At 36.1% G+C, this 25,593-nt stretch carries 13 protein-coding genes and 1 pseudogene; 6 read left to right on the top strand and 8 right to left on the bottom strand.

What is annotated here, in order from left to right; genetic code table 11:
- Positions 1-29: 29 nt before the first annotated feature.
- Together atpD and atpC are read left to right on the top strand one after the other, a co-directional pair.
- Positions 30-1,478 (top strand): F0F1 ATP synthase subunit beta, encoded by a 1,449-nt coding sequence (gene atpD, locus FFO06_RS11900; RefSeq protein ID WP_137908233.1) that lies wholly within the window; start codon positions 30-32, stop codon positions 1,476-1,478.
- Positions 1,479-1,570: 92 nt separating this feature from the next.
- Positions 1,571-1,984 carry an ATP synthase F1 subunit epsilon gene (gene atpC, locus FFO06_RS11895; RefSeq protein ID WP_137908232.1) on the top strand — a complete coding sequence of 138 codons (414 nt, stop codon included), beginning with the start codon at positions 1,571-1,573 and terminating at the stop codon, positions 1,982-1,984.
- Positions 1,985-2,529: 545 nt separating this feature from the next.
- On the opposite strand, the gene FFO06_RS11890 is transcribed toward atpC, so the two are convergent.
- The gene (locus tag FFO06_RS11890) at positions 2,530-6,312 is read right to left on the bottom strand and encodes a DUF7149 domain-containing protein (protein ID WP_137908231.1); all 3,783 of its coding nucleotides are present in this window, start codon (positions 6,310-6,312) and stop codon (positions 2,530-2,532) included.
- Between the two features lie 406 nt (positions 6,313-6,718).
- Between FFO06_RS11890 and FFO06_RS11885 the strand changes: the two genes are divergently transcribed.
- Positions 6,719-8,809, top strand: a complete 2,091-nt coding sequence (locus FFO06_RS11885) for an SPFH domain-containing protein (RefSeq protein ID WP_137908230.1) — start codon at positions 6,719-6,721, stop codon at positions 8,807-8,809.
- Positions 8,810-8,876: 67 nt separating this feature from the next.
- Here the strand turns inward: FFO06_RS11885 and FFO06_RS11880 are convergent, their stop codons facing one another.
- From FFO06_RS11880 to FFO06_RS11865, 4 genes are all read right to left on the bottom strand, one after another.
- On the bottom strand, positions 8,877-9,302 hold the full coding sequence (locus FFO06_RS11880; RefSeq protein WP_137908229.1) for a hypothetical protein: 426 nt from the start codon (positions 9,300-9,302) through the stop codon (positions 8,877-8,879).
- Positions 9,303-9,319: 17 nt separating this feature from the next.
- Positions 9,320-9,970: a Uma2 family endonuclease gene (locus FFO06_RS11875; RefSeq protein WP_137908228.1), complete on the bottom strand. Its 651-nt coding sequence runs from the start codon at positions 9,968-9,970 to the stop codon at positions 9,320-9,322.
- Between the two features lie 75 nt (positions 9,971-10,045).
- Positions 10,046-13,900: a helicase-related protein gene (locus FFO06_RS11870; RefSeq protein WP_137908227.1), complete on the bottom strand. Its 3,855-nt coding sequence runs from the start codon at positions 13,898-13,900 to the stop codon at positions 10,046-10,048.
- A gap of 55 nt (positions 13,901-13,955) precedes the next feature.
- Positions 13,956-17,147 carry a hypothetical protein gene (locus tag FFO06_RS11865; RefSeq protein ID WP_137908226.1) on the bottom strand — a complete coding sequence of 1,064 codons (3,192 nt, stop codon included), beginning with the start codon at positions 17,145-17,147 and terminating at the stop codon, positions 13,956-13,958.
- A 247-nt stretch (positions 17,148-17,394) separates the two neighbouring features.
- Here FFO06_RS11865 and glyS point away from each other — a divergent pair, with 247 nt between their 5' ends.
- Complete coding sequence (gene glyS, locus FFO06_RS11860; protein WP_137908225.1) at positions 17,395-19,545, top strand: glycine--tRNA ligase subunit beta; 2,151 nt, start codon at positions 17,395-17,397, stop codon at positions 19,543-19,545.
- An 80-nt stretch (positions 19,546-19,625) separates the two neighbouring features.
- Positions 19,626-21,017 carry a UDP-N-acetylmuramoyl-L-alanine--D-glutamate ligase gene (gene murD, locus FFO06_RS11855; RefSeq protein ID WP_137908224.1) on the top strand — a complete coding sequence of 464 codons (1,392 nt, stop codon included), beginning with the start codon at positions 19,626-19,628 and terminating at the stop codon, positions 21,015-21,017.
- Positions 21,018-21,335: 318 nt separating this feature from the next.
- Here murD and mnmG read toward each other — a convergent pair whose 3' ends face one another.
- Both mnmG and FFO06_RS11845 read right to left on the bottom strand, forming a co-directional pair.
- Positions 21,336-23,261 (bottom strand): tRNA uridine-5-carboxymethylaminomethyl(34) synthesis enzyme MnmG, encoded by a 1,926-nt coding sequence (mnmG, locus tag FFO06_RS11850; protein ID WP_137908223.1) that lies wholly within the window; start codon positions 23,259-23,261, stop codon positions 21,336-21,338.
- Positions 23,262-23,477: 216 nt separating this feature from the next.
- Positions 23,478-24,389, bottom strand: a complete 912-nt coding sequence (locus FFO06_RS11845; protein ID WP_137908222.1) for a restriction endonuclease — start codon at positions 24,387-24,389, stop codon at positions 23,478-23,480.
- Between the two features lie 158 nt (positions 24,390-24,547).
- Here FFO06_RS11845 and FFO06_RS11840 point away from each other — a divergent pair, with 158 nt between their 5' ends.
- Complete coding sequence (locus FFO06_RS11840; protein WP_137908221.1) at positions 24,548-25,168, top strand: hypothetical protein; 621 nt, start codon at positions 24,548-24,550, stop codon at positions 25,166-25,168.
- A gap of 59 nt (positions 25,169-25,227) precedes the next feature.
- Here the strand turns inward: FFO06_RS11840 and FFO06_RS11835 are convergent.
- A pseudogene (locus FFO06_RS11835) lies at positions 25,228-25,472 on the bottom strand (FAD-dependent oxidoreductase); the annotation flags it as partial.
- Positions 25,473-25,593: the final 121 nt, after the last annotated feature.

Here is a 25,593-nt window from a genome sequence, read left to right as displayed (position 1 = left end):
AAAAACAGCTTCAATCATTTAGGCGCAGCATGGTCACCACCGCAGAAAAAACAAACATTGGGTACATTACCCAAATCATTGGTCCGGTTGTAGACGTTAAGTTCCCCGGCGGTAAATTACCCCAAATCTACAACGCTTTAACTATCACTGGCACAAACGAAGCTGGACAACAACTGAAATTAACCGTTGAAGTACAGCAACTCCTGGGCGATAACCAAGTCCGGGCTGTAGCTATGAGTACCACAGATGGTTTAGTTCGTGGTTTAGAAGTTATTGATACTGGCGCTCCTATCACTGTACCCGTTGGTAAAGCCACCTTGGGACGGATTTTCAACGTTTTGGGCGAACCTGTAGACAATCAAGGTCCGGTAAACGCTGAAGCATCTCTAGCTATTCACCGGGACGCTCCTAAATTCACAGAGTTGGAAACCACTCCTTCTGTGTTTGAAACCGGTATTAAGGTTGTGGATTTGCTAACACCCTACAGACGCGGCGGTAAAATCGGTCTGTTCGGCGGTGCTGGTGTGGGTAAAACCGTGATCATGATGGAATTGATCAACAATATCGCTACCCAACATGGTGGTGTATCGGTATTTGCTGGTGTGGGTGAACGCACTCGTGAAGGTAATGACCTTTACAACGAAATGATGGAATCTGGAGTTATCAATAAGGATAATCTCAATGAATCCAAAATCGCTCTAGTTTATGGTCAAATGAATGAGCCACCCGGAGCAAGAATGCGGGTTGGTTTATCTGGCTTGACAATGGCTGAGTATTTCCGTGATGTGAACAAGCAAGACGTATTGTTGTTTGTTGATAATATCTTCCGCTTTGTCCAAGCTGGTTCTGAAGTATCGGCGCTCTTGGGTCGGATGCCCTCCGCTGTAGGATATCAGCCTACTTTGGGTACAGATGTGGGTGCTTTGCAAGAACGGATTACCTCTACTACAGAAGGTTCTATTACTTCTATTCAAGCTGTATATGTACCTGCCGATGACTTGACCGATCCTGCTCCGGCAACTACCTTTGCTCACTTAGACGGAACAACTGTATTATCTCGCAGTTTGGCTTCTAAAGGTATCTATCCTGCGGTTGATCCTCTGGGTTCTACTTCTACTATGTTGCAACCTGGCATCGTTGGTAGCGATCATTATGATACTGCACGGGCTGTACAATCTACTCTGCAACGTTACAAAGAATTACAAGACATTATCGCCATTCTTGGTTTAGATGAATTGTCTGAAGAAGACCGTCTCATTGTCGCACGGGCGCGGAAAGTTGAACGGTTCTTGTCTCAGCCTTTCTTTGTCGCTGAGGTATTTACTGGTTCTCCTGGTAAGTATGTGAAGTTGGAAGACACCATTAAAGGATTTAAACAAATTCTTTCTGGTGAGTTGGATGCTTTACCTGAGCAAGCTTTCTACTTGGTAGGTGATATCAACGAAGCTAAAGCTAAAGCAGAAAAGCTCAAAGGCTAATGGCTAATGGGTAATGGGTAATGGGTAAGAAGTTCCTCCCAATTACCAATTACCAATTACCAATTACCAACCATAAGTAGAAACTAAAGAATATGACTCTGACCGTTCGTGTAATTTCCCCAGATAAAATCGTTTGGGATGCTGAAGCTGATGAAGTAGTTTTACCTAGCACTACTGGTCAGTTAGGTGTCCTGAGTGGACACGCCCCCATGTTAACAGCTTTAGATATTGGTGTTATGCGTGTTCGGGCTAATAAAAATGCCAATTGGCAAGCGATCGCTCTTTTAGGTGGGTTTGCTGAAGTTGATGAAGATGAAGTGACAATTCTAGTCAACGGTGCGGAACGTGGTGACTCAATTAAACTTGAAGAAGCCCGCACTGCTTTTAATGATGCACAAACACGCCTAAATCAAGTTACACAAGAAGATCTTCAAGGAAAAATCCAGGCTACAAAAGAACTTAAACGCGCTCGCGCTCGTTTTCAAGCTGCTGGTGGTTTGGTGTAAATTTAATTACAACTGCTGGATTTTCAGGGTGGGCTGTTTGTCCACCCTATTTTATTGGTATTTTATTTTAATTTCATTAGCTTTACAGCAGTTCCCGATCTTATGAAGTACAGATATTAATAATAAAACTCTTGTGGTGCGGGCATCTTGCCCGCACAAAGTGTACCTCACTCAAAGCTACTTGCTTTATCTTTTAGATACAGCAGTTATCCGTTTATGAAGTACAGATATTAACAATAAAACTCTTGTGGTGCGGGCATCTTGCCCGCACAAAGTGTACCTCACTCAAAGCTACTTGCTTTATCTTTTAGATACAGCAGTTATCCGTTTATGAAGTACAGATATTAATAATAAAACTCTTGTGGTGCGGGCATCTTGCCCGCACAAAGTGTACCTCACTCAAGCCGAACTTGCTTTATCTTTTAGATACAGCAGTTATCCGTTTATGAAGTACAGATATTAATAATAAAACTCTTGTGGTGCGGGCATCTTGCCCGCACAAGGTGTACCTCACTCAAAGCTACTTGCTGTAAGATTTGTGGTGTTTATCCTGCTATAATTTTTATCTCTTCTGCTGTTAGTTCGTAAAGTTGATAAACTAACTGATCTATTTCTGCTTCTAATGCAGTTGTATCTGCTTTTGCATCTGATTTTTTAGCGGAGAGGATTTGATTAACTATTTTTTCTAATAACAATTCTTCAGTTTCCGTAGGTTCTTTAATGGGTAACATTTCAATTTTATACTTTTTCCATCTATTTGTACCCATTCCTGTAGTAGTTGAAATCTGGTTAAAATACCATTCTGATAGTTTTGAATTTAAAATTGCTAACAAATATTTAAGTTTCTCACCAGTCATTAAAAATGTAGTAGCTTCAGCATAATAGTTAGAGTCATCAAAAGCAAATTTGGGTTGATCAGAAATTTCACCCCAAACAATTTTAGGTTTATGAAAATCTTCTAAATAAGCGCAATTTCTAAGATTTGTCCAATGCTTACCCTGATCTTGTCGTTGTTTTATTTCAGGAAGAAAAGAAAGCAGATAATTATAGATAAATGGATAATTTTCTTTAACTTTAATTCTCTCAATATTATTTTTTGCAACTCCATTATGTGTATTAATTAGATAAAATCCAGAAAATTCATAACTATATTTTTTTAAGTCTCTACCTCTTAAAATTGGCTGAATTATTTCAGCAGAATTAGAGCTTTCAGCAATTAATTGATTTTTAGTTTCTTCATTGATAATAAAAGCTGCATTTAGTCCAGTAAGCAAACCTCTATTAATATTAATATCAAATTCTTTTAAAAGTTTAGAGGATTGCTCTATTTTTTGTTTCAAACTTACGGTTTCTTCATTACCGATAATCCATTCTGATGTATTAGGTATTATAAATTGAAAACAATTTTTATCGAAATACTCATCTAATGAAGAACCGACAAGATAATTATTATTGAGACTAGCAACATCAAAAAATTCATTAACTTGATCTTTTTTCAAGATGATAATATTTGATTCTACAGTAGCTTCCTCAAAAATTTGCATATCTTCGATATTTAATAAAGTCTGAGGTTGCAGATTTTCAATTAAATATTTTTTCAGTAAATCACCATAAATAGTTTTTAACCAAGAATTAGAAGTAATGTAAGTTAAAAATCCTTCTTTTCTTAATAAACAACTTCCTTTCTCGTAAAACAAGCAATAAATATCTGCACCCTTTGTATAAGTTTGATAATTATTTTCAAAATAAGCCGTTTGATTTTTTTCTTTAATTTTAGATAGTGAAATATAAGGAGGATTTCCAATTACGACATCAAAACCGATAAAATCACCTTCATCATTCAAAACTTCAGGAAATTCAAACCGCCATTCAAAAGCATTTTGATAAAATTTACCGCTTTTTTTATCTTCAATTTCAGCATTGAGTTGATTAATTTCTTGTTCTAACTTTTCTTGCTTTTTTTGACGACTTTTTGCTTCTGCTTTACTTTCTACAAATAATGACTTTTGATCTCGTAAATGACGAAGTTCTGCAATTTTTTGATTTCGTTTCTCTATGTTCGGATCATTGCTACTAATTTCTGTGCTTATATTACCCTTAATATCATTAATTAATCGTTCCATTTCCTGTTTTTGATCTTTATTATCAGGGTGGAGATAGGTTTTTATAGCATTTCTATAACTTTCAATATTCCAATCACTTTTTTTCAAAATCGTCCGTAAATCCCAATTTAAAGGAAAACGACTAATTAAAGAATTACCAGTTTTAATATTAATATCAATATTTGGTAAAGTTTGTAGTTCTCCTAAATTCCCCTCTCCTTGTAGGAGAGGGGTTAGGGGTGAGGTCTTATAATAAGCATTCTTTAAAAGTTCAATCCACAAACGTAACCGACAAATTTTTACTGAGTTAGGATTTATATCTACACCAAATAAACAATTTTCAATAATTGTCTGTTTTTCATAAAAAAGTGTTTCTTGTATGCGTCTACTTTCTGGATTTTTAGGATTATATGTGAAAAATTTTCCGTCATCATCTGTAATAATTAACTCATCATTTTCGATTTCTAGATGATAATCTCTTAAAGTTCTACCTTGTTTATCAAGTAAAATTTTTAACTCACTTTTAATAGTAATAATTTCATTTAAAGCTGAAACTAAAAAATGTCCAGAACCGACTGCTGGATCACAAATTTTTAAACTATTAATAATCTGATTAGCTTCTTTTTTATCTGTAATTCTATCATATAATTCATCCATATTTTTACAGTTCCAACCTTTAATTTCCCTGAACTTCTGTAAAACTGCTCTGCGGATAGTTTCCCGACACATATACATAGTAATAAAGCCAGGAGTGAAGAAAGAACCATCTTTATAACCGTTAATTTTTTCAAAAATCAACCCTAAAACAGACGCATTAATCAACGTTTTACTTTCTTCTTGGATTTCTTCTGTACCTTCACTACTAAAATCGTAAGCATCAAGAAATTCAAAAATATATTCTAGTGCTTTTAATTTTCCTGTACGTTTATGATCATGATTATCTTTAAGAACTGTATGATTAAAAATAGAAAGTTTCTCATCATTGACTAAATTACTAATAACTATTGTTTGATGTTCAATTTCTGATACTTCAAATAAAGAACTATTCAAATAAGGAATATTAGCAACAAGATTTTTTATATGTTCTTCTCTTTCCTCTGGTTTATGAGATAAAACACCAAAAAATAAACGGTTGAGATTACTAAAATCTTGAATTTTTGCTAAATTGAGAAATGCAAAAGACTTATTACCTTGATGATAGTTGATTAATTGAGATTCTAATAATTTTAAAAAGAGAATGCGATTAATCCAAGTAATAGCTAATTCTAAACTAATATTAAAAAGTCTGTCTTCGCTGTTTTCTCCAAATTGTTCTGAATTTTCTAATCTATCAATCTTGCGTAATTCTTGCAATCGAGTCATAGTATTTTCAATTAATGAACCCTGTTCCCTTTCATGAATTGATTTACGCTGAATTAATTTTTTACTACCTTCTTTAATTTCCGTTAAACCAAGAATGTGTAGTAATTCACTATAAAAGTTTTTATTTAAACTATTACTATCATTAGTAGTAGGTAGCTTCAATAAATGCTGTGGTGAAAACAGCTTAAATAAAGGAATCAGTTTCTGATCATTTTCCGGATTTTGATTAATTAAATACTGTTGATAATCCCTAATATCAAAATGTGTAAAAACTAATTGATTTTGAATTTCATCTATTGCGGGTTGAGCAATTTCTTGATAAAAAAAATCAGTACGAGAATTAGATAGACGTTTTTCTTCAAAATCATTAAATTGCTTGACTAATTGTGTATTCTGAGCAAACAAATTTTCAAAAATTGTCGCATCAAAAACAAACCATTCATAAACATTAGTAGCAATTAAATATTTAATTTCTGGATTTTTATTTGTAATCCGTTCTCGTAAAAAGTATAAAACTAATTGTTGTAATGCTTTAGTATTTAAATTATCAACCTTGAGCATTTCATTGTTATTTACCTTTTTAGCTTCTAAAATCACACCAACACTGCTTTTAGTATCTTTGCCATTATAAATTACTAGGTCATTATTTGCTTTAATATTGATTAAGTAATCAGCACCATAATAGGTATTTTTCAAAAAATCAGTAAGAATATTTTTATGAAATTCCTCTCTTTCATTTTCATCAATTTGATTAATTAGTGTAATCAGATTCCTTTTAAATATCTCAAACTCATTTCTAATTGGTTTAATTCTCAGAAATCCTTTGTTTAATGCTTGTCTAGGTTGAATTTTATTGTTAATCATATTGAATTACCAAAAATTATCAAATAAATAATAATTTTATCATTAATAAATATTTCTTTTCCTATTGTAGCGATGATAGAGTTCCATTATCCCAAAGAGTGCCATTTAAGGTAGTTACGTTAACCCAGACGAAGTTATTAGCCATAATAGATACACCTTTTAGAATTTGTGATTTTGAAAAGAGTTAAAGTAATGTTAGAGTCTGGCGTTAACCCCGTTTTTATTCTACCACTAACTTCCCAAAATACTTACATAAATAAAATAAGTTTTGTAAAAAGCAGCTTATAAGCGCTTCTTAAACGGATGAATCAATCTGGTAAAAAATTTAGATAGGATTTAAGGAAACAGGCTGATTCATAGTGAAGTCACAAATTAGATAATTATTTCCCCAATGAGGTACACATATATGAAAAGCTTTGCATTTTCCGTGGGTAAGAGTAAGTACAATAAAATCGTGACATTGGCTACATCTGCGATCGCTGCCCTATCTTTAATAGGTGGTGTTAATGCTGCCCATGCCACTTCCAGAGAAACACCAGCAGCAAAAGAAATAACCTCTGTATCAATATCAACCAAAACTAGTCAAACTCAGCCCGTAATTACCCAGTCTGTAACTCGCCAAATTCCTTATCAAGCCATGGGAATTGAACCTTTAATCATTGTTCCTGTGATCATTATTGGTGGTTGTATTTTCTTCGGTGGACTGGTAGTTATCGGTGAGCGCGAGGTGGGCATTGTTGTGAGAAAATTTACCTTTTCTGGTAAAGTATTACCCCCTAATAGATTAATCGCTTTAAATGGTGAAGCCGGTTTACAAGCAGATACCCTGGCCCCTGGTTGGCACTGGGGTTATTGGCCTTGGCAGTATGCTGTCAAAAAAGAGCCGGTAATCATTGTCCCCCAAGGAGAAATCGCTCTGGTTGTCGCCGCTGATGGGGCTTCTAACCCTCCAGAGCGGATTTTGGGCAAAATTGTCGAATGTGATAATTTTCAAGATGCTCGCAAATTTTTGACGAAAGGTGGCGAAAAAGGACGACAAATTGCTTTTATTACCGCTGGTACTTACCGGATTAACACTGCTCTGTTTAAAGTTATTACGACTGCAAATGCCACTACCCATGGTATGCGTCCAGAACAATTGCGTATTTATGAAGTAGCAGCAGACAAAGTTGGTATTGTCACCACGTTAGATGGTTCACCAATTCCAGCAGGTGAAATTGCTGGACGTTTGATTGGTGGCCATGATAACTTTCAAAATGGTCAAAAATTTATTGATGCTGGGGGACAACGGGGTTTACAAGAACAGGTATTATTATCGGGTTCGTGGAATCTCAACCCTTGGTTGGTAAATATCGAACAAGTACGGATGACGGAAATTCCCATTGGTTATGTCGGTGTGGTGATTTCTTTTGTTGGTGAAGATCAGGAAGATGTCAGTGGTGCGGCTTTTACTCACGGAAACTTGGTCAATCAAGGACATAAGGGGGTTTGGGTTGAACCATTGTATCCAGGAAAACACCCGCTCAATACTAAGGTGATGAAAGTTGAGTTAGTACCGACGACGAATATTGTTTTAAACTTTACTGACAGAATCACTGGACAGCACGGATATGATACTAATTTGAAGGCGTTAAAACTGCTGTCATTTGATGGTTTTAGCTTTGATTTAGAGATATTTCAAATTATCCACATTGGGGCTTCAGACGCGCCAAAAGTGATTTCTCGCTTAGGTTCGATGCAAAATGTCATTGACCAAGTTTTGCGTCCCATTGTGGGCAATTATTTCCGTAATTCCGCTCAAGAATATACCATTTTGGATTTCTTGATTGCCCGTAGCGAGCGCCAAATAGAAGCTTCTGAATACGTTAAATCTGCTTTGCGTGCCTATGATGTGCAAGCTGTGGATTCTTTAATTGGTTTAATTACGCCCCCGAAAGAATTAATGCACACTTTGACAGAACGGAAAATCGCGGAGGAACAACGTAAAACTTACGAAGTGCAGCAAATGGCCGAAACCCAACGACAAATGTTGGTCAGGGAAACAGCATTAGCTGATATTCAGCAAGATTTGGTACAATCAGAACAAGGTGTGACAATTGCCCAATTGCAAGCTAACGCCCAAATTCAGCAAGCAACCGGTGAAGCGGAAGCCATTAAACTGAAAGCTGTCGCGGAGGCTGAAGGTATTCGCGCCACAGGTAACGCTAAAGCGGAAACCTACCTCGCCGGTGTGGAAGCTTTAGGAAAACAAGGTTATACGGCGATGCAATTAATGCAAATTATAGGCGATCGCAATGTCCGTATTATACCTGACATTACGGTAAGTAGCAGCAATGGTAATGGTAATAGTAACAGTTTAGTAGATGGTTTACTCTCAATGATTCTCTGGAATCAAACAGGACAAACACAAGCAGAAACAAAGGTATCTAAACCACCATCTCTTCCCAATCCCATTATTATTAAACCTGAACCAGCGAGTCACAACATTCAGATATAGGTTTAATTTGACTTACTGCGATAAAGCTCACCTTAACTCCTCTCCAGGACGGAGAGGGGTATTTTACTTAAACTGTACTGGATTGAATTTGTCTAATTATAGCAGGCAAGATGCCCGCACCACAAGATTTAGTATAATTATAAGCAATTATAGCGGGCAAGATGCCCGCACCACAAGATTTAGTATAATTATAAGCAATCATAGCAGGTAAGATGCCCACAGCACAATATTTAGTATAATTATAAGCAATCATAGCAGGTAAGATGCCCACAGCACAATATTTAGTATAATTATAAGCAATCATAGCAGGTAAGATGCCCATAGCACAAGATTTAGTATAATTATAAGCAATTAAAGCAGGTAAGATGCCCACAGCACAATATTTAGTATAATTATAAGCAATCATAGCAGGTAATATGCCCACAGCACAATATTTAGTATAATTATAAGCAATTAAAGCAGGTAAGATGCCCACAGCACAATATTTAGCCATATTAATTCGCTATGTCATCATTTCTGTGTGAGTTCTATTTTTGATTTTTGTACCCAAGCACGAAAGGAACGAATCATAGAAATTTCGCCGATTTCCAGACTTTGAGCTAAAAAGCGGGGAATTTCTGTGGTTAGGGGTAAATTGGCAAAGGTGGGAGAAACGTCACAGGGAATATAAACACCATTACTGAGTTGATAAATCTGCATTACTGGATGATCATAACGCCAAACTTCGGGAACACCTAAGGCCAAATAAATCGGTAATCTATCCAGGGAAGCGCTGGTATAATCAACTTCTATAATTAAATCTGGTGGAGGATCTTGAGTCAAATCTAGAGTTTGTTTATTTCGCATTATCGGTTCATTTTGGATGTAAAAACTAGAATCTGGTTCTACACCTTTGGCTAAATCTTGACGTTTACAGGTCACTGAACCGGTACTTTTAATATTAAGATTAAGTTCCTCTGCTAAATTATCAATGAGCTTTTCTATCAGTCTTTTATTATGTTCATGAGGCATTAAAGGAGTCATAATTTCTAGTGTTCCCTGGTTGTAGGCTAGACGGGTAGCGCGATGATTGCCCATTTCTGTTAAAATGGTTTCAAAAGTGTGCCAAGAAATATTAGCGAGTATAGCGCGGTGGGAGTGAGCGGGTGCTATGGTTAGCATGAGACTTCACCTCGTATTTTTTATTAGGATATCATTCAAATACCCGATTTTTTGAATAAGTCGGATATCTGATGATTATAGATTATCTTCTAATAAGATAGTATTGAGTAAATTTAATTCACTAGATATCATAAAATAGCGATCGCTAAAAGTAGTTTCCAATTGATCAAAAACTCTTCTATCTGCTACAGCTACCCAAGGAATATCATCATATTCGGCTATTACGGGCATTACTAAACCTTGTGGTGTTAAAGTTTTTCCTAGAGATTTCTGCCATAATTCTGGATCTTCTAGTCTCTGTTTTGGAGTATCTAGTTCTTGTTTGTTCCAAAAATGGGGATAGTCTAAAGGAATACTCACAATAATATTTTCTGTTTGTAAATTTTGCAATGTTGAATATTCTTGAGTTAATGCCTCTTGTTCTTGCTGTAAAATTATATATAGTTCTCGTGCTGGACGTTTAAGTTTAGGAGGAAACTCAGATTTTTCATTACAAATAACCCAGAGTTTGCTTAAAAGTTCATCAATTTTTTTGCCAGTATTTTTACGCCATCCTTCAAAATTGAATTTTTCCTCTATTTTTCTTTTTCCCCAATCTTCTATCCAGAAATCACCAATACAAGTTAAATTTTCAGGAATGATTAAATCTGTATTCTCTAAAGATGGTAATAACTGACTAGAATTTTTAGAAACCACTTGGACAAATGCTTCTAAAGTGTGATACTCAATATAAGATCTAGTATTTCTATCTGGTGCGCGACCAGTTAGTTTAAAATTAGCAAATATTTCTTCTATTAACTGCTGAGTTTTTTTCACTGTACCTTTACGATCATCTGAGTGATCATCATAAATAAAAACTCGTGCCTCTTGTAAAAAACTCTGCACATCATCAGACATTAAATGTAATAATTCTTCATCTCCAATAGAACCAACGGGAACAAATGCAATCTTTTGTCTTTTCAATCCAGCATCACCTTTAATGCGGGTGTGAATGGTAGAACGTAACATCATTAATAAGGTTAATAAATCACTAGATTGACGTAACCAACGTCTAGTAAAATCTCTTTTTTTATCCTCAATATTATCTTCAATATCATCTTCAATAATACAATCATTAATCAGCATTACCAAATGTCTATTTTTATTATCTCCAGAAACTTGTAATCCTGTTTCTGAATCTGTGTACATTCCTCTACCACGATAAATAAGTTGTGCAACTTCCATTAAAGCAGATTCAATATTAAATCGGGGAATTGTGGCAATTATCCAGTCAGTTTTCGGAAAGGAAACACCTCTAGCACCAGAAGAAGTCATTAAGAAAACTCGTTTTTTATCCCGTGTATTTTCTTTGACTAATTCTAATCGTTCATGAGGAAGTATACTGTGATCTAAAATTGCTACATCTTCTTTTTTACAAAGAGCATCTTTTCCTTCTGTTAACCTACTTCTTAATTGTCTGAGAAATGCTTTATCTTGAGCAAAGAAAATTAATTGTTCTGCTCCTTCTTTTAACCCTTTTGCAATTTCTTTATAAGCATTATTTAAATTTTCTGTATCTAATTTTTCTCGAATTGCTTGACGAATAGTTTGTTTTCTACCATCTTTTGTTAATCCAGGTGTAACTTTTGCTAATTGCATACTATATTCAACCGTAAGTTGAGAAGCTGGATAACTATTAGTCATAATATGTACAGTTGGATATTTTCTAAGTCCAACTTTCACATTAGTTCCTGTCATTCTAAAAGGTTCATTACCTCTACTTTTACTTAATAAAACTTTATCAGGAGCTTTAATTTTATGACTTAGATAATTATTTAAAATTACTTCATTACTCAAAGAAGCATCAGCCATAATTAAGATAACTTTAAAGGGTGATTTTTTCTCTTCAAAATGTTCAATAAATTGTTTATGTAACCATTGTTCTAACTTATGCACAAATAACGCTCCTGCACCATCACCTGTTACCTCATCAACCATGGCAATAATAGTAGGAATACGCTGGGAAAATTCCGAACGTTCTCTTATTCCCGGTTTGCTATCAGCTTTATTTTTAAATAACTCTTCTAGGGCATTAATTGTGGTTTTCTCATCAAGAGAACGATAACCTTGAGTAGCAGCAGTCATGACTAACTGATTGATTTTGGGGTTAAGTTCTAGTAATTTTCTAGCGGAAGTTGCAAGGGTTTTTAAAACTCCTGGACGACGGATTGATTCTATTTTATAATCTCGTTCGTTGAGGGCATTTTTAGCTTTAGTAGCAGATACAATTTTAGCAGCGATTTCATGTTCTTCTGTAGGTGTAATAAAGATGGTTTTACCATCAGGAAGATTAAGATTTTCAACCCCATCAAAAACTACAGCACTATCAATAAAACGTTGTGAATTATACTTTTCTTTGTACCATTTAGGAGCTAAATTAATCAAATTTGCATTTGTTGTTAGAGTCGAAATACCACTATAATTTCCGTTTTTTCTAGCTAGTTTATCAGTCACATCTCGATTAATGACAACTCGTGGACTGATATATAAAAACATAAAACCTTCAGATTGTTTTTCAAGAAACTTCACCACCGCAGTAGTTTTACCAATTCCGGGATTTCCTTCTAAAGCAATAACATTAATTTTTCCGGTTTGAGCAGAATTTAAACTGGCTATAACTGCTGATTCATGAACTTTTCTTAATTGAATTTTTTCAGTTTGTGGAAGTTCTTTTATCAAATGATCTTGAGGATTACCATCAAAAAATTTATGTAACGCTTCTGTTTCTTCAACTGCTAAAATTATATTTTCTCTGGAAACTTCTTGATTAGAATTATAAAATCCCTCTATATTTTCCTGGAATCTATAGCTAATATTTGTTTCTAAATTAGGTTCAGGAATAAGTTGCTTTGCTTGTTTACTAAAATCACCAGGAAGTGATTGGACTAATCTCTTAAATACTGTGATAATTTCTTCATTAAGTTTATTAGGTGTATCATTTTCTAGTTTTATGGTATTACGATATGCTTTACCTAAAGATTTCATTAATTCAATTCTAGTATCAGGTTGATCATTAAAATTAGCAGCGATACTTTCACATCCATTTGATGTTATAGCTATTGCGCGAGCAATACAAGCACCTTCTAATCTTCCTTTAGTTTTTAATGAGTGAATTAACTGTTCAGTATACGAGGATGCTTGACAAAGTTTGTACAAAGGTTTGTCAGAACCACTAAAAGGTAATAAATGATTTTTAATTTTTTCAGAAATAGAAAATTCCTCACCTTCTACCTCCGCGCAAACCCTAGAAAAAACTCCCCTAGAATCAATATAACGAGCATAACGACTCACTTCTTCTCTGTGAGCATTTTCATGGCTAAAATCGGCTAATTCATTGGGTGCATTATAAGAAAATTCAAAACAGAAAATAAAATGATCACGTTTTTTAGTAGTTGAATTTTCATCAGGTGATAACCATAACAAAAAATCTGCTCTTGCTGGTTTTCCCTTTTTAACTAATCCTAAATCTGGATTTCCGGTTAAGTTAAAAGCCTGTTTAAATTCTTTAGCCGTTTTTTCCGGTTCTATATCAGGTTTTTGTATTTCTCCTGGAAAGACTAACGGACACCAAATAGCTTCTAATTTTAATTTAGAAACTGGAGTTTTCTTGAGACATTCCCGCGTAGTTGTCCAACCTAAACCATAACCTAAAACTAACAAATGACGTACCATACTTTCTACCCATTCCTGGTAATTTTGATCTGTTAATTTCAGAGTTTTGATTAATTGATTTTTAATATCAGCATTTTTAAATTTTTGCCAATCTTCAACAATAGGATGATTATTAATAAGTAATTTTTCATGAATCAATTTTTGTAAAACACCGCGTTTTACAGCAATTTCAAATACTTGTCCCCACAAAGATGCTTGATCTAAAAATGATATTTGCATTTGTTTAAGTTCCTTGATTAATAACAAATATGATACAATAAGTCGGGTATATGGATTATTTTCTGCGGTGAAGAACTTGGGAAACATGAGTTAGTAAAGCTGGATAACTCAGATATACTTTACCACCGCGACGACTATGTAAAATTCGCACATCTCCCGCAGCTTCCACGGTTTTAGGAGATATCCAAGGAAAGGGATCTAAAATCGGGAGAAATTGTCCGTTTTGTACTCCTTTTTCTGCTTCAATAAAATGCAAACCACGCAACACAGAAATTAAACAAGGATGAATATTAGATGTATTTGGTTCAGGAACAGTTAAATTTTGACGTGCGCGTTCACTCCAATTGAAATCACTCACACGCTGATCTGACATTAGGAAATATACACAGAAACCCGATTGTGGCCGCTGATTTTCTTGAGCTTGTGGCCGCTGTTTTTCTTGAATTGAATATAGCGTTGCAAAAGTATAAACTGGAATTAGTTGACGAGTTGATATTTTTTCTACGGAACTCAAGAAATTAGTATAATCTCCAGCTTGTAAAATCTCAAATCCAGCTTGATTTTTTTCCCGTTTATAAAGTCTCGTTGCGGGAAAAACATCACGTAATAAGGTGTAAATAGTTAAATCAGGAAAAGTCTGAGAAATATCTTCTAAAAACTCTTTTGGTGTTAATCCAGCATTGTAATCTGCAACACGGTTAAATCTTCGGCTACCATAAGCATGAGAAAGTAAAATAATATGCTCACATCCTTGATTTTCAAGATAACGAATTTCTTCTTGAACTAATCTTTGTTTTCGGAGGTTTTCAGGAGTATCAACAATATCAGATTGTGTCCTTTCTGCTTTGATTTGATAACCGGAAAATGGCCGATTTACCGCAGTAGCAATATAACTTTGAGTCAGAAAAAGATAACTCTTTTCATCTGTATTTAATGAACTAGACTCATCACAGGGACGAGTTGAGTAGGAAATTAAACCAATTTTCAGAACTGTTGGCGGTTTTGGTGTACTGGTAACGATAGGGAATGCACTCAATAAAGCATTAAAAATATTCTTTTTTACATATTGGGTATTTTTGTTTTCTTTATCTAGGTTTTTAAGAACAATTCCCTGCATTCTAATATTAGTATCTTCTGCTAATATCGCTTCTAAAGTTTGCGCGGCTGCATAAACATAAGAATCACCATCTTTATCATCACTTTCCTTTCCTTGCTCTTGCAACCTCAACATTAAAGTTGTAAAATCATCATTGACTTCTTGTTTTAATTTGTTAATAATATGCCATAAACAACAATAAACTAATACTTCAAAAGCAGCGACAACCGCAGCATGATATTGTTTATTCTCTTCACCTCTTTTCCCTTTTTCTTGTCGAGTTAAATTATTCACATCATACTCTAAAAAAATTACTGCTGGTAATGACCATCCCTGTGCTTTTGGCGTATCTTCTGAAGGTTTGTACGTCCATTTATCGTTTTCTTTGGAAAAAGAAAAAGGACACCAAATAATCTGTAAAAGATGTTCTGATAAAATCCTTTGTACTTGAATTGAATATGGATTACCTTTGGTGATTAAATTATGTTCAGAAAGTTGAGTATTGACCTCGACAGAAAATAAAAGTCCTGGTGTTTCTGGAGTATCGCAAACTTCAATATGTTTAAACCATTCCACCGTTTCTCTTCCAGGATTTTCTGAACCAACAAGTAAATTTTCAGATGCTCCTGCTGTTAACCGTGACCATTCAAAAATACCACTTTTTACACAGATAAATTGTTGAGAAGATTCACTTTGAACTTGAGAAATTATTTTTTCACTTTTGGTATTAATAACCTCAATTAAATTTGAAGCAATCGTTTTCATTGTGTTAGCACAGTCTCGCAACTTAACTATAAGTTCTTTAACAGCATTCTTACCACCATTTTTTAGATGTTCGAGAAGTTGCTGTACTGAACTTGAGAAATTTTTCACAGTTACAGATTCTATTATTTGAGAGGGAACAACAACTGCTAAAAATATCAACTGAGATAAAGAGCGGGTAACTGTTTTTGGATCAAAAAATGAATCTTCATTATCTAGTTCTAATTCTTTCTCAATTTTATCAAGTCTTGCTTCAAAAGCAGATTTACCTGCTGTTGGGTTTTGTCCATTAATCCGAAAATGATAACTAACTTCTCGCACAACTCCAAAGCTAGTTTTTTCTTGATTTATTGTCTTTTCTTCAAAGATTTGAGCTTCAGATTCTGGCCAAACCGGTAGACAGAAATAGAAATTTGCTGTTTGCAAAGATTCTGATAATTTAAACTGACCACCTGTACCAAAATCAGCGGATAAATCAACCTCAAAAATATCTTCTTTTGCAGCATCAAAAAAAGTCTTAACCCGCTGAACATATTTTCTAATTAGTTCGTATTTAGTCGGACTAAATTTGGAAATTGCTTCCATAATCCGCAAGGTAATTAACAATCTTACCCGCGCTAATGCTTCATCATCTAAGAATGTTAAAAACCGATTTAACTGACTTCCTAATCTAGTGTTTTCTGCTTTCAAAGCATCAAGAGATGTTTCAATTTCATCTGCTTCTAATTCCTGATTTTCTAAATATTCTTGAACTGCACTTGACATCCGTGTAAAGTAATTATCAGCATCTATTGTTTCTGATGCAGAAATTACTTTAGCTATCGGTTTATTTTCAGGATTATTCTGAGTATCTTGATTAGGAAATGCTATAGGAACAAGAGTCGCATTATGAGCTTTATTTTGGAAAGAAGCACCAGTTTTTTGTGCTAATTCCTGAATCCGTTCCCCTGGTTCATTTAACAACAAAGCCGATAATTGAGTTTCTGGTGGTAATGCTGCATCAATAGCTAGAATTAATTGATCTAAAGCTTTAGGTAATCTGTCTCTATTATCTTCTTTTAAAGTACCACCAATTCGCATCCTCAAACCATAACCAGAAGTTAGTAAATCTTGAACAAAACCCGCACCTTTATTAGGATCAAAAGCCGCTTTGAAATCCTTATTTCCAAAGAATCTTCTCATAACTGCTGACGTACATATTCTGAGACGATTTTTGTCAGCATCAAAAGCAAATGCTGGTCTATAGTCAGGGTGTAGTTTATCAGTAGTTCCACTATTGTTTTTGGGTGGAATTGCTTTAGTCAGCAACTCTACAAGGGTAACTAAATCAATAGAAGGTTTTGGTGAACGCGCCTCAATTTTAGCGCCACCATTGTTTTCTGGAGACATAATTTGTTTGTTCCTTTACACCAGTTTTTTAACTGCTTCACTTGTTCAAGTTGTATATTTTGAACAATTTGAACAAATGGAATCTTTCCTCTAAGCTACCTAATTATACACTACTTGTCAATAACAAGGATATAAAAATAAACAATCATATTACCTGTTACCTATTGCCAATTACCTATTATCGGTTATGGCATACAATATTGGAATTGACTAATATTCAGCCCCGTCAAGTTAAAAACAGTATCTTATGCCAGCATTTTTATTAGAGGTCGGTACAGAAGAATTACCCGCCGGTTTTTTGAGTGATGCTATTGTACAATGGAAATCGCGCATTCCCCACAGCCTAGCAACTCATAATCTCCCCGACGCTGTGGTTGAAGTCTATGGAACACCGCGACGGTTAGCGGTTCTCATTACCGGTTTACCCTCCCAACAAGCAGACAGAGAAGAGGAAATCAAAGGACCACCCGCACAAGCAGCCTTTAAAGATGGACAACCCACTAAAGCTGCCATTGGTTTTGCCAGTAAGCAAGGTGTAGATATTTCTGCTTTAGAAATTCGTCCCACGGAAAAAGGGGATTTCGTCTTTGTGAATAAGCAAATTCCCGGTCGTCCCATTGCGGATATTTTAACCGAACTTGTGCCTGAATGGGTCTGGAACTTGGAGGGCAAGCGGTTAATGCGGTGGGGACATGGTGACGGACGATTTTCCCGACCAATTCGGTGGTTAGTGACATTATTAGATGGGGATATCTTACCATTACAATTAGAAAATGGGGCAAAAATTGTCAAAAGCAATCGCATTTCTCGCACCCATAGAGTATTACACCCCGAACCCGTCAGCATTTCCCACGCTACAGAATATGTCAAAACATTGGCTTCTGGTTATGTAAATGTCCCTCCAGAAAACCGAGCGGAAATTATCACAAATCAAGTTAAAGCAGCAGCGGAAAAATTAGGCGGATATACCCCAATTTACCCGGAATTATTAGCGGAAGTTGTCAATTTAGTGGAATATCCCACAGCAGTTATTGGACAATTTGAGGAGGAATTTCTCAAGTTACCAAAAGAAGTAATTACCGAGGTTATGGTCAGTCACCAGCGGTATTTTCCCGTTTTCAAAAATGCAGAATGTCAGCAATTATTGCCCAATTTTATCACCATTAGTAACGGAGATCCCGCCAAATCTGATATTATTGCTGTGGGGAATGCGAGGGTAATTCGCGCAAGGTTAGCAGACGGCAGATTTTTCTATGAAGCTGATGTATCTAAACCTTTAGAAAGCTTTTTACCTCAATTAGAAAAAGTTACATTCCAAGAAGATTTAGGTTCTGTTCGTGCTAAGGTCGAAAGAATAGTTAAAAATGCAGAAAAAATTAGTAATCAACTACAATTAAATCCAATTCAAAGCCAAAATATACAAAGGGCTGCATTACTCTGTAAAGCCGATTTAGTGACGCAAATGGTCTATGAATTTCCAGAATTACAGGGAATTATGGGCGAAAAATACGCCTTAGCTAGTGGTGAAGACCCAGAAGTGGCAAAAGCGATTTTTGAGCATTATTTACCCAGAAATGCTGATGATATTTTCCCCCAAACTCTTACTGGTCAAATTGTCGGTTTAGCTGATAGATTAGATACATTAACTAGTATCTTTGGTTTAGGTTTAATTCCTACAGGTTCTTCCGATCCTTTTGCATTACGTCGCGCTGCTAATGCCATAATTAATATTACCTGGTTGGCAAATTTACCAATTAATTTATCAGCCTTATTAGCAGAAATTACCGCAGATTTTGCAGCAGCTTTTAACAAAGATGCTAAATCCTTAATTAACACATTACGCGAATTTTTCCTACAACGGATTCGCACCTTATTACAAGATGAAAAACAGATCGATTATGATTTGGTAAATGCGGTTTTAGGAGAAAATGATCCTGAATATACAGAACGTGCATTAGTAGATTTATTAGATGTCCGCGATCGCGCCATCTATTTACAAAAAATCCGTCAAGATGGTACATTAGATAAAATCTACGAAACCGTCAACCGTTCTACCCGGTTAGCAGCCCAGGGAAATTTAGACTTGGAAACCCTAGCACCACAAACCTTAATTAACCCCGAACTATTCCAGAAAAAATCTGAATCTGCATTTTACAACGCCTTGGTTGAACTAGTTCCCCAAACCCAAGCAGCACAACAAAACCGTGATTATCAACTGTTAGTATCCGCACTGACAAAAATCGCCCCCACCGTTAGTACATTTTTTGATGGTGAAGATAGCGTTTTAGTCATGGACGCAAATCCCGATATTAAGCGAAATCGCTTAAATTTGCTGGGATTATTGCGAAATCATGGTCGCATTTTAGCAGATTTTGGTGCAATAGTGAAAAATTTGTAGTCAAAAGCAACAAAAAGTTGTGTAATTGCTGCCAATTAACGCTACTATAGTAGAGCTTAACCAGGGATGATACACGGTCAATGCCAGAAGCGTTAATTATTGGATTAGGAAAGTCCGGTGTTGCTGCGGCAAGATTGTTGAAACAGGAAGGCTGGGAGGTAGAACTTTATGACAGTAGCACCTCCCCAACCCTTCTCAAACAACAACAGGAACTCGCCAGCGAACACATTACCGTTAAATTAAAAACCACACCAGAATTTACCAATTCTGATTTATCCAAATTAATCATTGTCAGTCCCGGAGTTCCTTGGGATATTCCTATTTTAGCCCAAGCGCGAGAACTGGGAATGGAAACTATCGGCGAAATGGAACTAGCTTGGCGACATTTACAAGATATCCCCTGGGTAGGAATTACTGGTACAAATGGTAAAACCACTACCACAGCCTTAATTGCGGCTATTTTCCAAACGGCAGGATTAAACGCTCCCGCCTGTGGTAATATCGGCTATGCTGCTTGTGAGGTAGCAATCCAAAGTCTCAAATCTCAAATCCACAATCGCCCTGATTGGATAATTGGCGAAATTAGCAGTTATCAAATCGAATCTTCTGTAACTTTAGCACCTCGCATTGGCATTTGGACAACTTTCACACCAGATCATTTAGCCCGTCACAAAACATTAGAAAATTACTATCATATCAAGGCCAAATTATTACACAATTCCCAGTTACAAATATTTAATGGTGATGATCTTTACTTGCGTCAATTAGGATTAAATCATTGGCCTCAGGCCTATTGGACAAGCGTTAAAGGTCGAGAATTTCTGATTGGTGAAAAAGGCTTTTATATAGAAAATGGCTGGGTAATGGAAAAAATCACGGCTACACCCCAAGCCATTGTCGAGGTATCTGCATTGCGAATGGTAGGGGAACATAACCAGCAAAATCTGCTCATGTCCGTCGCCGCTGCTAGATTAGCCGGTATAGATATTACCGCTATTTCCCAGGCTGTCCGTGAATTTCCTGGTGTTCCCCATCGCTTAGAACATATCTGTAATTGGCAAGGAGTTGATTTTATTAACGATAGTAAAGCCACTAATTACGACGCAGCGGCGGTAGGTTTAGCATCTGTGCAAAGCCCCGCTATTTTAATCGCTGGTGGAGAAGCTAAAGCGGGAGATGATACCGCTTGGTTAGGGCAAATTCAAGCTAAAGCCGCCGCTGTCTTACTCATAGGTAACGCAGCACCGGCATTTTCTAAACGTCTGCAAGAGGTGGGATATAGTAATTATCACATAGTCGAAACTATGGAAAACGCCGTATCCTTATCTGGGGAACTAGCGAAAAAACATCAAGCTTCAGTAGTATTACTATCTCCTGCTTGCGCTAGTTTTGATCAATATCCTAATTTTGAAATGCGGGGTGAAGACTTTCGCCAATTGTGTCAGAAATATCTGCTAAATGTTGCTGAATAAGGGTGTATTTTTTTTCACGCAGAGGCGCACAGACGCGGAGAGTCAGGGAGGTTTGTCGGAATATTTTTGAAATTTCTCTCTTGGGAAGGATTATTAATATATGAATAACCTATAGGATGGATAATATATTTTACCCTGAGTGAAGTTGGGCTTGGTTTACCCTCCAAGCCTTTTTATTTTTTCCCTGTATTTCATAGTTTTTGTTCTGGTCAACTGGGATATTTTTTCTATTTTTCGCAAAAGTAACATTACTAAATCTAATTGAGGATCTGATATCATGATTACGCAGCGGTAATTCATCAATTACCGCTACTTTCATTAAGACAGAATTACTGGGGTTGGGGTGGCTTTATTGATGTTATTTTTAGCTATTTCTAAGTATATCAAAAGGGCGTTGATATCCGCTGGGTTAACACCACCAATTCTCGCAGCTTGTCCAATAGTTAAGGGTTGGACTTTATTCAACTTTTCTCTCGCTTCCTTTGATAAAGTATCAATGGTTGAGTAGTCCAAATTACTAGGTAGTTGGCGATTTGCTTGACGGGCAACTTGGTCAATTTGGTTTTGCTGTCTTGCTAAATAACCAGCATACTTGATATCAATTTCCGCTCCTTCTTTTTCCGCTTGTTTGAGGTTGGGGTTATGGAGTCCGTAACGCTCCAAGTCAATGTAATGGATACCCGAACGACGCAGCAAGTCAGCAAGGGTAATAGAACCTTTAATTGCCTGTTGGGTATCATGAGCGATCGCTTGTCCTACTGCCTCATTTTCCTTTATTCTAGTACAATGCAGCCGTTCTTTCTCCGCCGTAATTTGTGCTTGTTTTTCACTAAACAAATTCCAGCGCCTATCATCAATTAAACCAATTTCCCGTCCCAAGGGTGTCATGCGGAGATCAGCATTATCAGAACGTAGTAATAACCGATACTCTGAACGACTTGTAAGCATACGATAAGGTTCTCGTAAATCCTTCGTACACAGGTCATCAATTAAAGTGCCAATATAACTTTGTTCACGGGGAAAAATAATCATTTCTTCACCCCGTACAAACCGCGCTGCATTGATTCCTGCTACTATCCCTTGAGCAGCAGCCTCTTCATAACCTGTAGTCCCATTTACCTGTCCGGCACAAAATAATCCAGGCACTTTCTTAGTCATCAAGGTAGGAAAACACTGGGTTGCAGGTAAATAATCATACTCTACTGCATAGGCAGGACGTAACATCACACAATTTTCTAAACCTGTCAAACTCCGCAACATCAAAATTTGCAAAGTTTCTGGTAAACCGGTAGAAAAACCCTGAATGTATAATTCAGGAATATCTCTTCCTTCCGGTTCAATAAAGATTTGGTGACTTTCTTTATCTACAAAGCGGACAATTTTATCTTCAATACTCGGACAATAGCGGGGACCGGTTGCTTCCACCCAACCACCATACACAGGGGACAGATGTAAATTTTCCTGAATTAAACGATGAGTTTCTTTAGTGGTTCGAGTCATGTGACAAGGCATTTGTTCCCGTTCTACCCAGACTTCAGGGTCAAAACTGAACCACCGTACAGCGTCGTCTCCGGGTTGAACTTCCATTTTAGTGTAATCAACAGAACGTTTATCAACCCGTGCTGGTGTCCCGGTTTTCAGTCTACCGGTTTCAAATCCTAAGCGGTTCAAAGTTTGTGTTAACCCTTCCGCTGCAAACTCTCCCGCGCGGCCTGCGGCCATGGATTTATTTCCCACCCAAATTTTCCCACCTAAAAACGTCCCCGTGGTGAGAATTACCGCTTTACAGTGAAAAGATACGCCAAAATAAGTTTCTAAACCAATAACTTGATTATGATCATTTAAGATTAAATCTGTCACCATCCCTTCTCTAATTGTCAAATTCTCTTGATTTTCGACAATTCCCTTCATTATCGCCGCATATTCTCTTTTATCAGTTTGCGCTCGTAATGCCCAGACCGCAGGACCTCGTGAGGAATTGAGGATACGTTTTTGTAAGTATGTCCGGTCTGCCATTTTGCCAATTTCTCCCCCTAAAGCGTCTATTTCATGGGTTAATTGGGATTTAGCAGGTCCACCGACTGCGGGGTTACAGGGTTGCCAAGCGATTTTATCTAAGTTTAGGGTCAATAGCAGAGTTCGACAACCGAGGCGAGCAGTAGCCAGCGCTGCTTCACAACCTGCGTGACCTGCACCGACGACAATTACATCATAAGCGTCTGGAAATTCAGTGAAATTGTGCATGGTCTTAGTTACAAAATTAAGTTAGTTAGGAATTATGATATAAATTCCCTATTATACATTATTTTTAATTTGTTGGTGATTGGCGATCTGCTTACAGCAGTGCTTGGCGATCGCACTATACTTAAAATTAGGTCTATTCTTAATCCGATACCAGCAAATACCAGTACCGCTTTTAAATTCTCTGTTTTCATATATTAATTGTCTACTATTTAATAATTACTCATCTGTAAAATAATCGGAATCTATCTTTTTAATTTCGTAAATAGAGACTGTGGAAACACCCACATGATTATCAATCATCAACTGAGCTAATTCTTCTCCATCTATTAACACAATTTTACTATCTATAATAGATACATATTCTCTCGCTTCTTGGGAAAATCTGGAAGTAGTGATAAAAACACCTTTTCTTGCTCTTTGTCCATGTAAAGCCCCGACAAACTTTTGAATTTCTGGTCTACCAACAACAGTATTATCCCATCTTTTAGCTTGAACATAAACAATATCTAAGCCTAATTTATCTTCTTTAATTATACCATCAATTCCCCCATCTCCACTTTTACCGATCGCTCTCCCCGCATCACGTCTTGAGCCACCATAACCCATTTTTACGAGTAAATCTACCACTAATCTTTCAAAAAAATCAGGTGAACAACTTTTCACACGGTTAAGTAACTCTAATTCTAATTCTTTTCTAATTTTCTGATATCCAAACTCTATGGATTCCTGGGGTGTAGTTTCCGATATTTCTATAATTTCTGGTTCTGATTTATCATGATCTTTTTTAGAAGTTCTAAATTCAATATACTCTGGAAACTGTCCTAAAAATTTCACATTAATTGCTGCAATATTTTGATTTAAAATATCCTTTCCCCTTGTGGTAATTTGAAAAAATCCTCTTTTAAGAGATTCTACTAAACCGGCTTTTTTTAAATGTGTTCTAGCCCAACCTACTCTATTATCAAAAACCGCTTGTTGTCCACTAGATAATAATTCCTTTCTTTCGTCATCACTTAAATTAAAAACATCAGCTAAAAATGTAATAGCGTCTCTTAAAGAATGTTCTTTACCATCACTTGCATATTGCAATAAAGGAAGCATAATAGCTTGAAAGTCAGGAATAGTCATTTTTCACAAGTCAAAAAATCAAGATATTCACTTTTATACCATACTCTTGTGTTTTTTGGCAATATTTTTACATCACCGCATCAAATAGATATTATATTATCATATATAATATGAATACAAAAGATAAAAAACTGACAACATAATTAATAAATAACTCTATGACTAAATCACATCGTCCTCCAATTCTTAAACCTGATGAAACATACACATTTCGTAAGTATTTTGAGTTAAGGTTTGCACCTGCGGATATTTTACAAGAATTAGGAGTCAATTTAACTAGAGGAACAATTGATTGGCCGGTAAGTAATAATCAAATATCTCGATTAATTGATCTCAAAGAACGATTAGAAGAGGCAATGCAAAGAGTTAGTTTAACAAGCGAAGCTGCAAGAAGAGAAGTTTTAATTGCACCAATTCTCTTAGAAGTTGCACATATTACCGAATCTAAAATTAATATTGAATATCCCATTGAAATAAATCAATTTTTGCGGGGTGACTTAGATTATTACCTGCAATCTCAACATCAGGTTTTAGTTGTGGAAGCAAAACACGCAGATTTAACACGAGGATTTACTCAACTTGCAGTGGAATTAATTGCTTTAGATCAATGGGTTGAAGGAGATGAACCAATATTATATGGTGCTGTAACAACTGGAGATATTTGGCAGTTTGGCAGTTTTCAACGCGAAAATAAACTAATAACCCAGGATTTAATGTTATATCGAGTTCCTACCGATTTAGAAATGTTGATGCAAATTTTAGTAGGGATTTTAACCTAAAACTTCAGATCCCTGACTTCTTAAAGAAGTTGGGGATCTTTATCTTATTCATTTCGCACAGGATCTAGTGAAGAGTTGAGGATGCGTTTTTGTAAGTATGTCCGGTCTGCCATTTTGCCAATTTCCCCCCTAAAGCGTCTATTTCATGGGTTAATTGGGATTTGGCTGGTCCACCGACTGCGGGGTTACAGGGTTGCCAAGGGATTTTATCTAAGTTTAGGGTCAATAGCAGAGTTCGACAACGGAGGCGAGCAGTAGCCAGCGCTGCTTCACAACCTGCGTCACCTGCACGGACGACAATTATATCATAACAATTACATCATAAGCGTCTGGAAATCCAGTGAAATTGTGCATGGTCTTAGTTACAAAATTAAGTCAGTTAGGAATTATGATATAAATTGTCTATTATACATTATTTTTAATTT

Origin of the sequence: Dolichospermum planctonicum, from assembly GCF_005402965.1 — a bacterium.
GTDB lineage: Bacteria > Cyanobacteriota > Cyanobacteriia > Cyanobacteriales > Nostocaceae > Dolichospermum > Dolichospermum planctonicum.
This window is presented reverse-complemented; position numbering and strand designations above follow the sequence as displayed.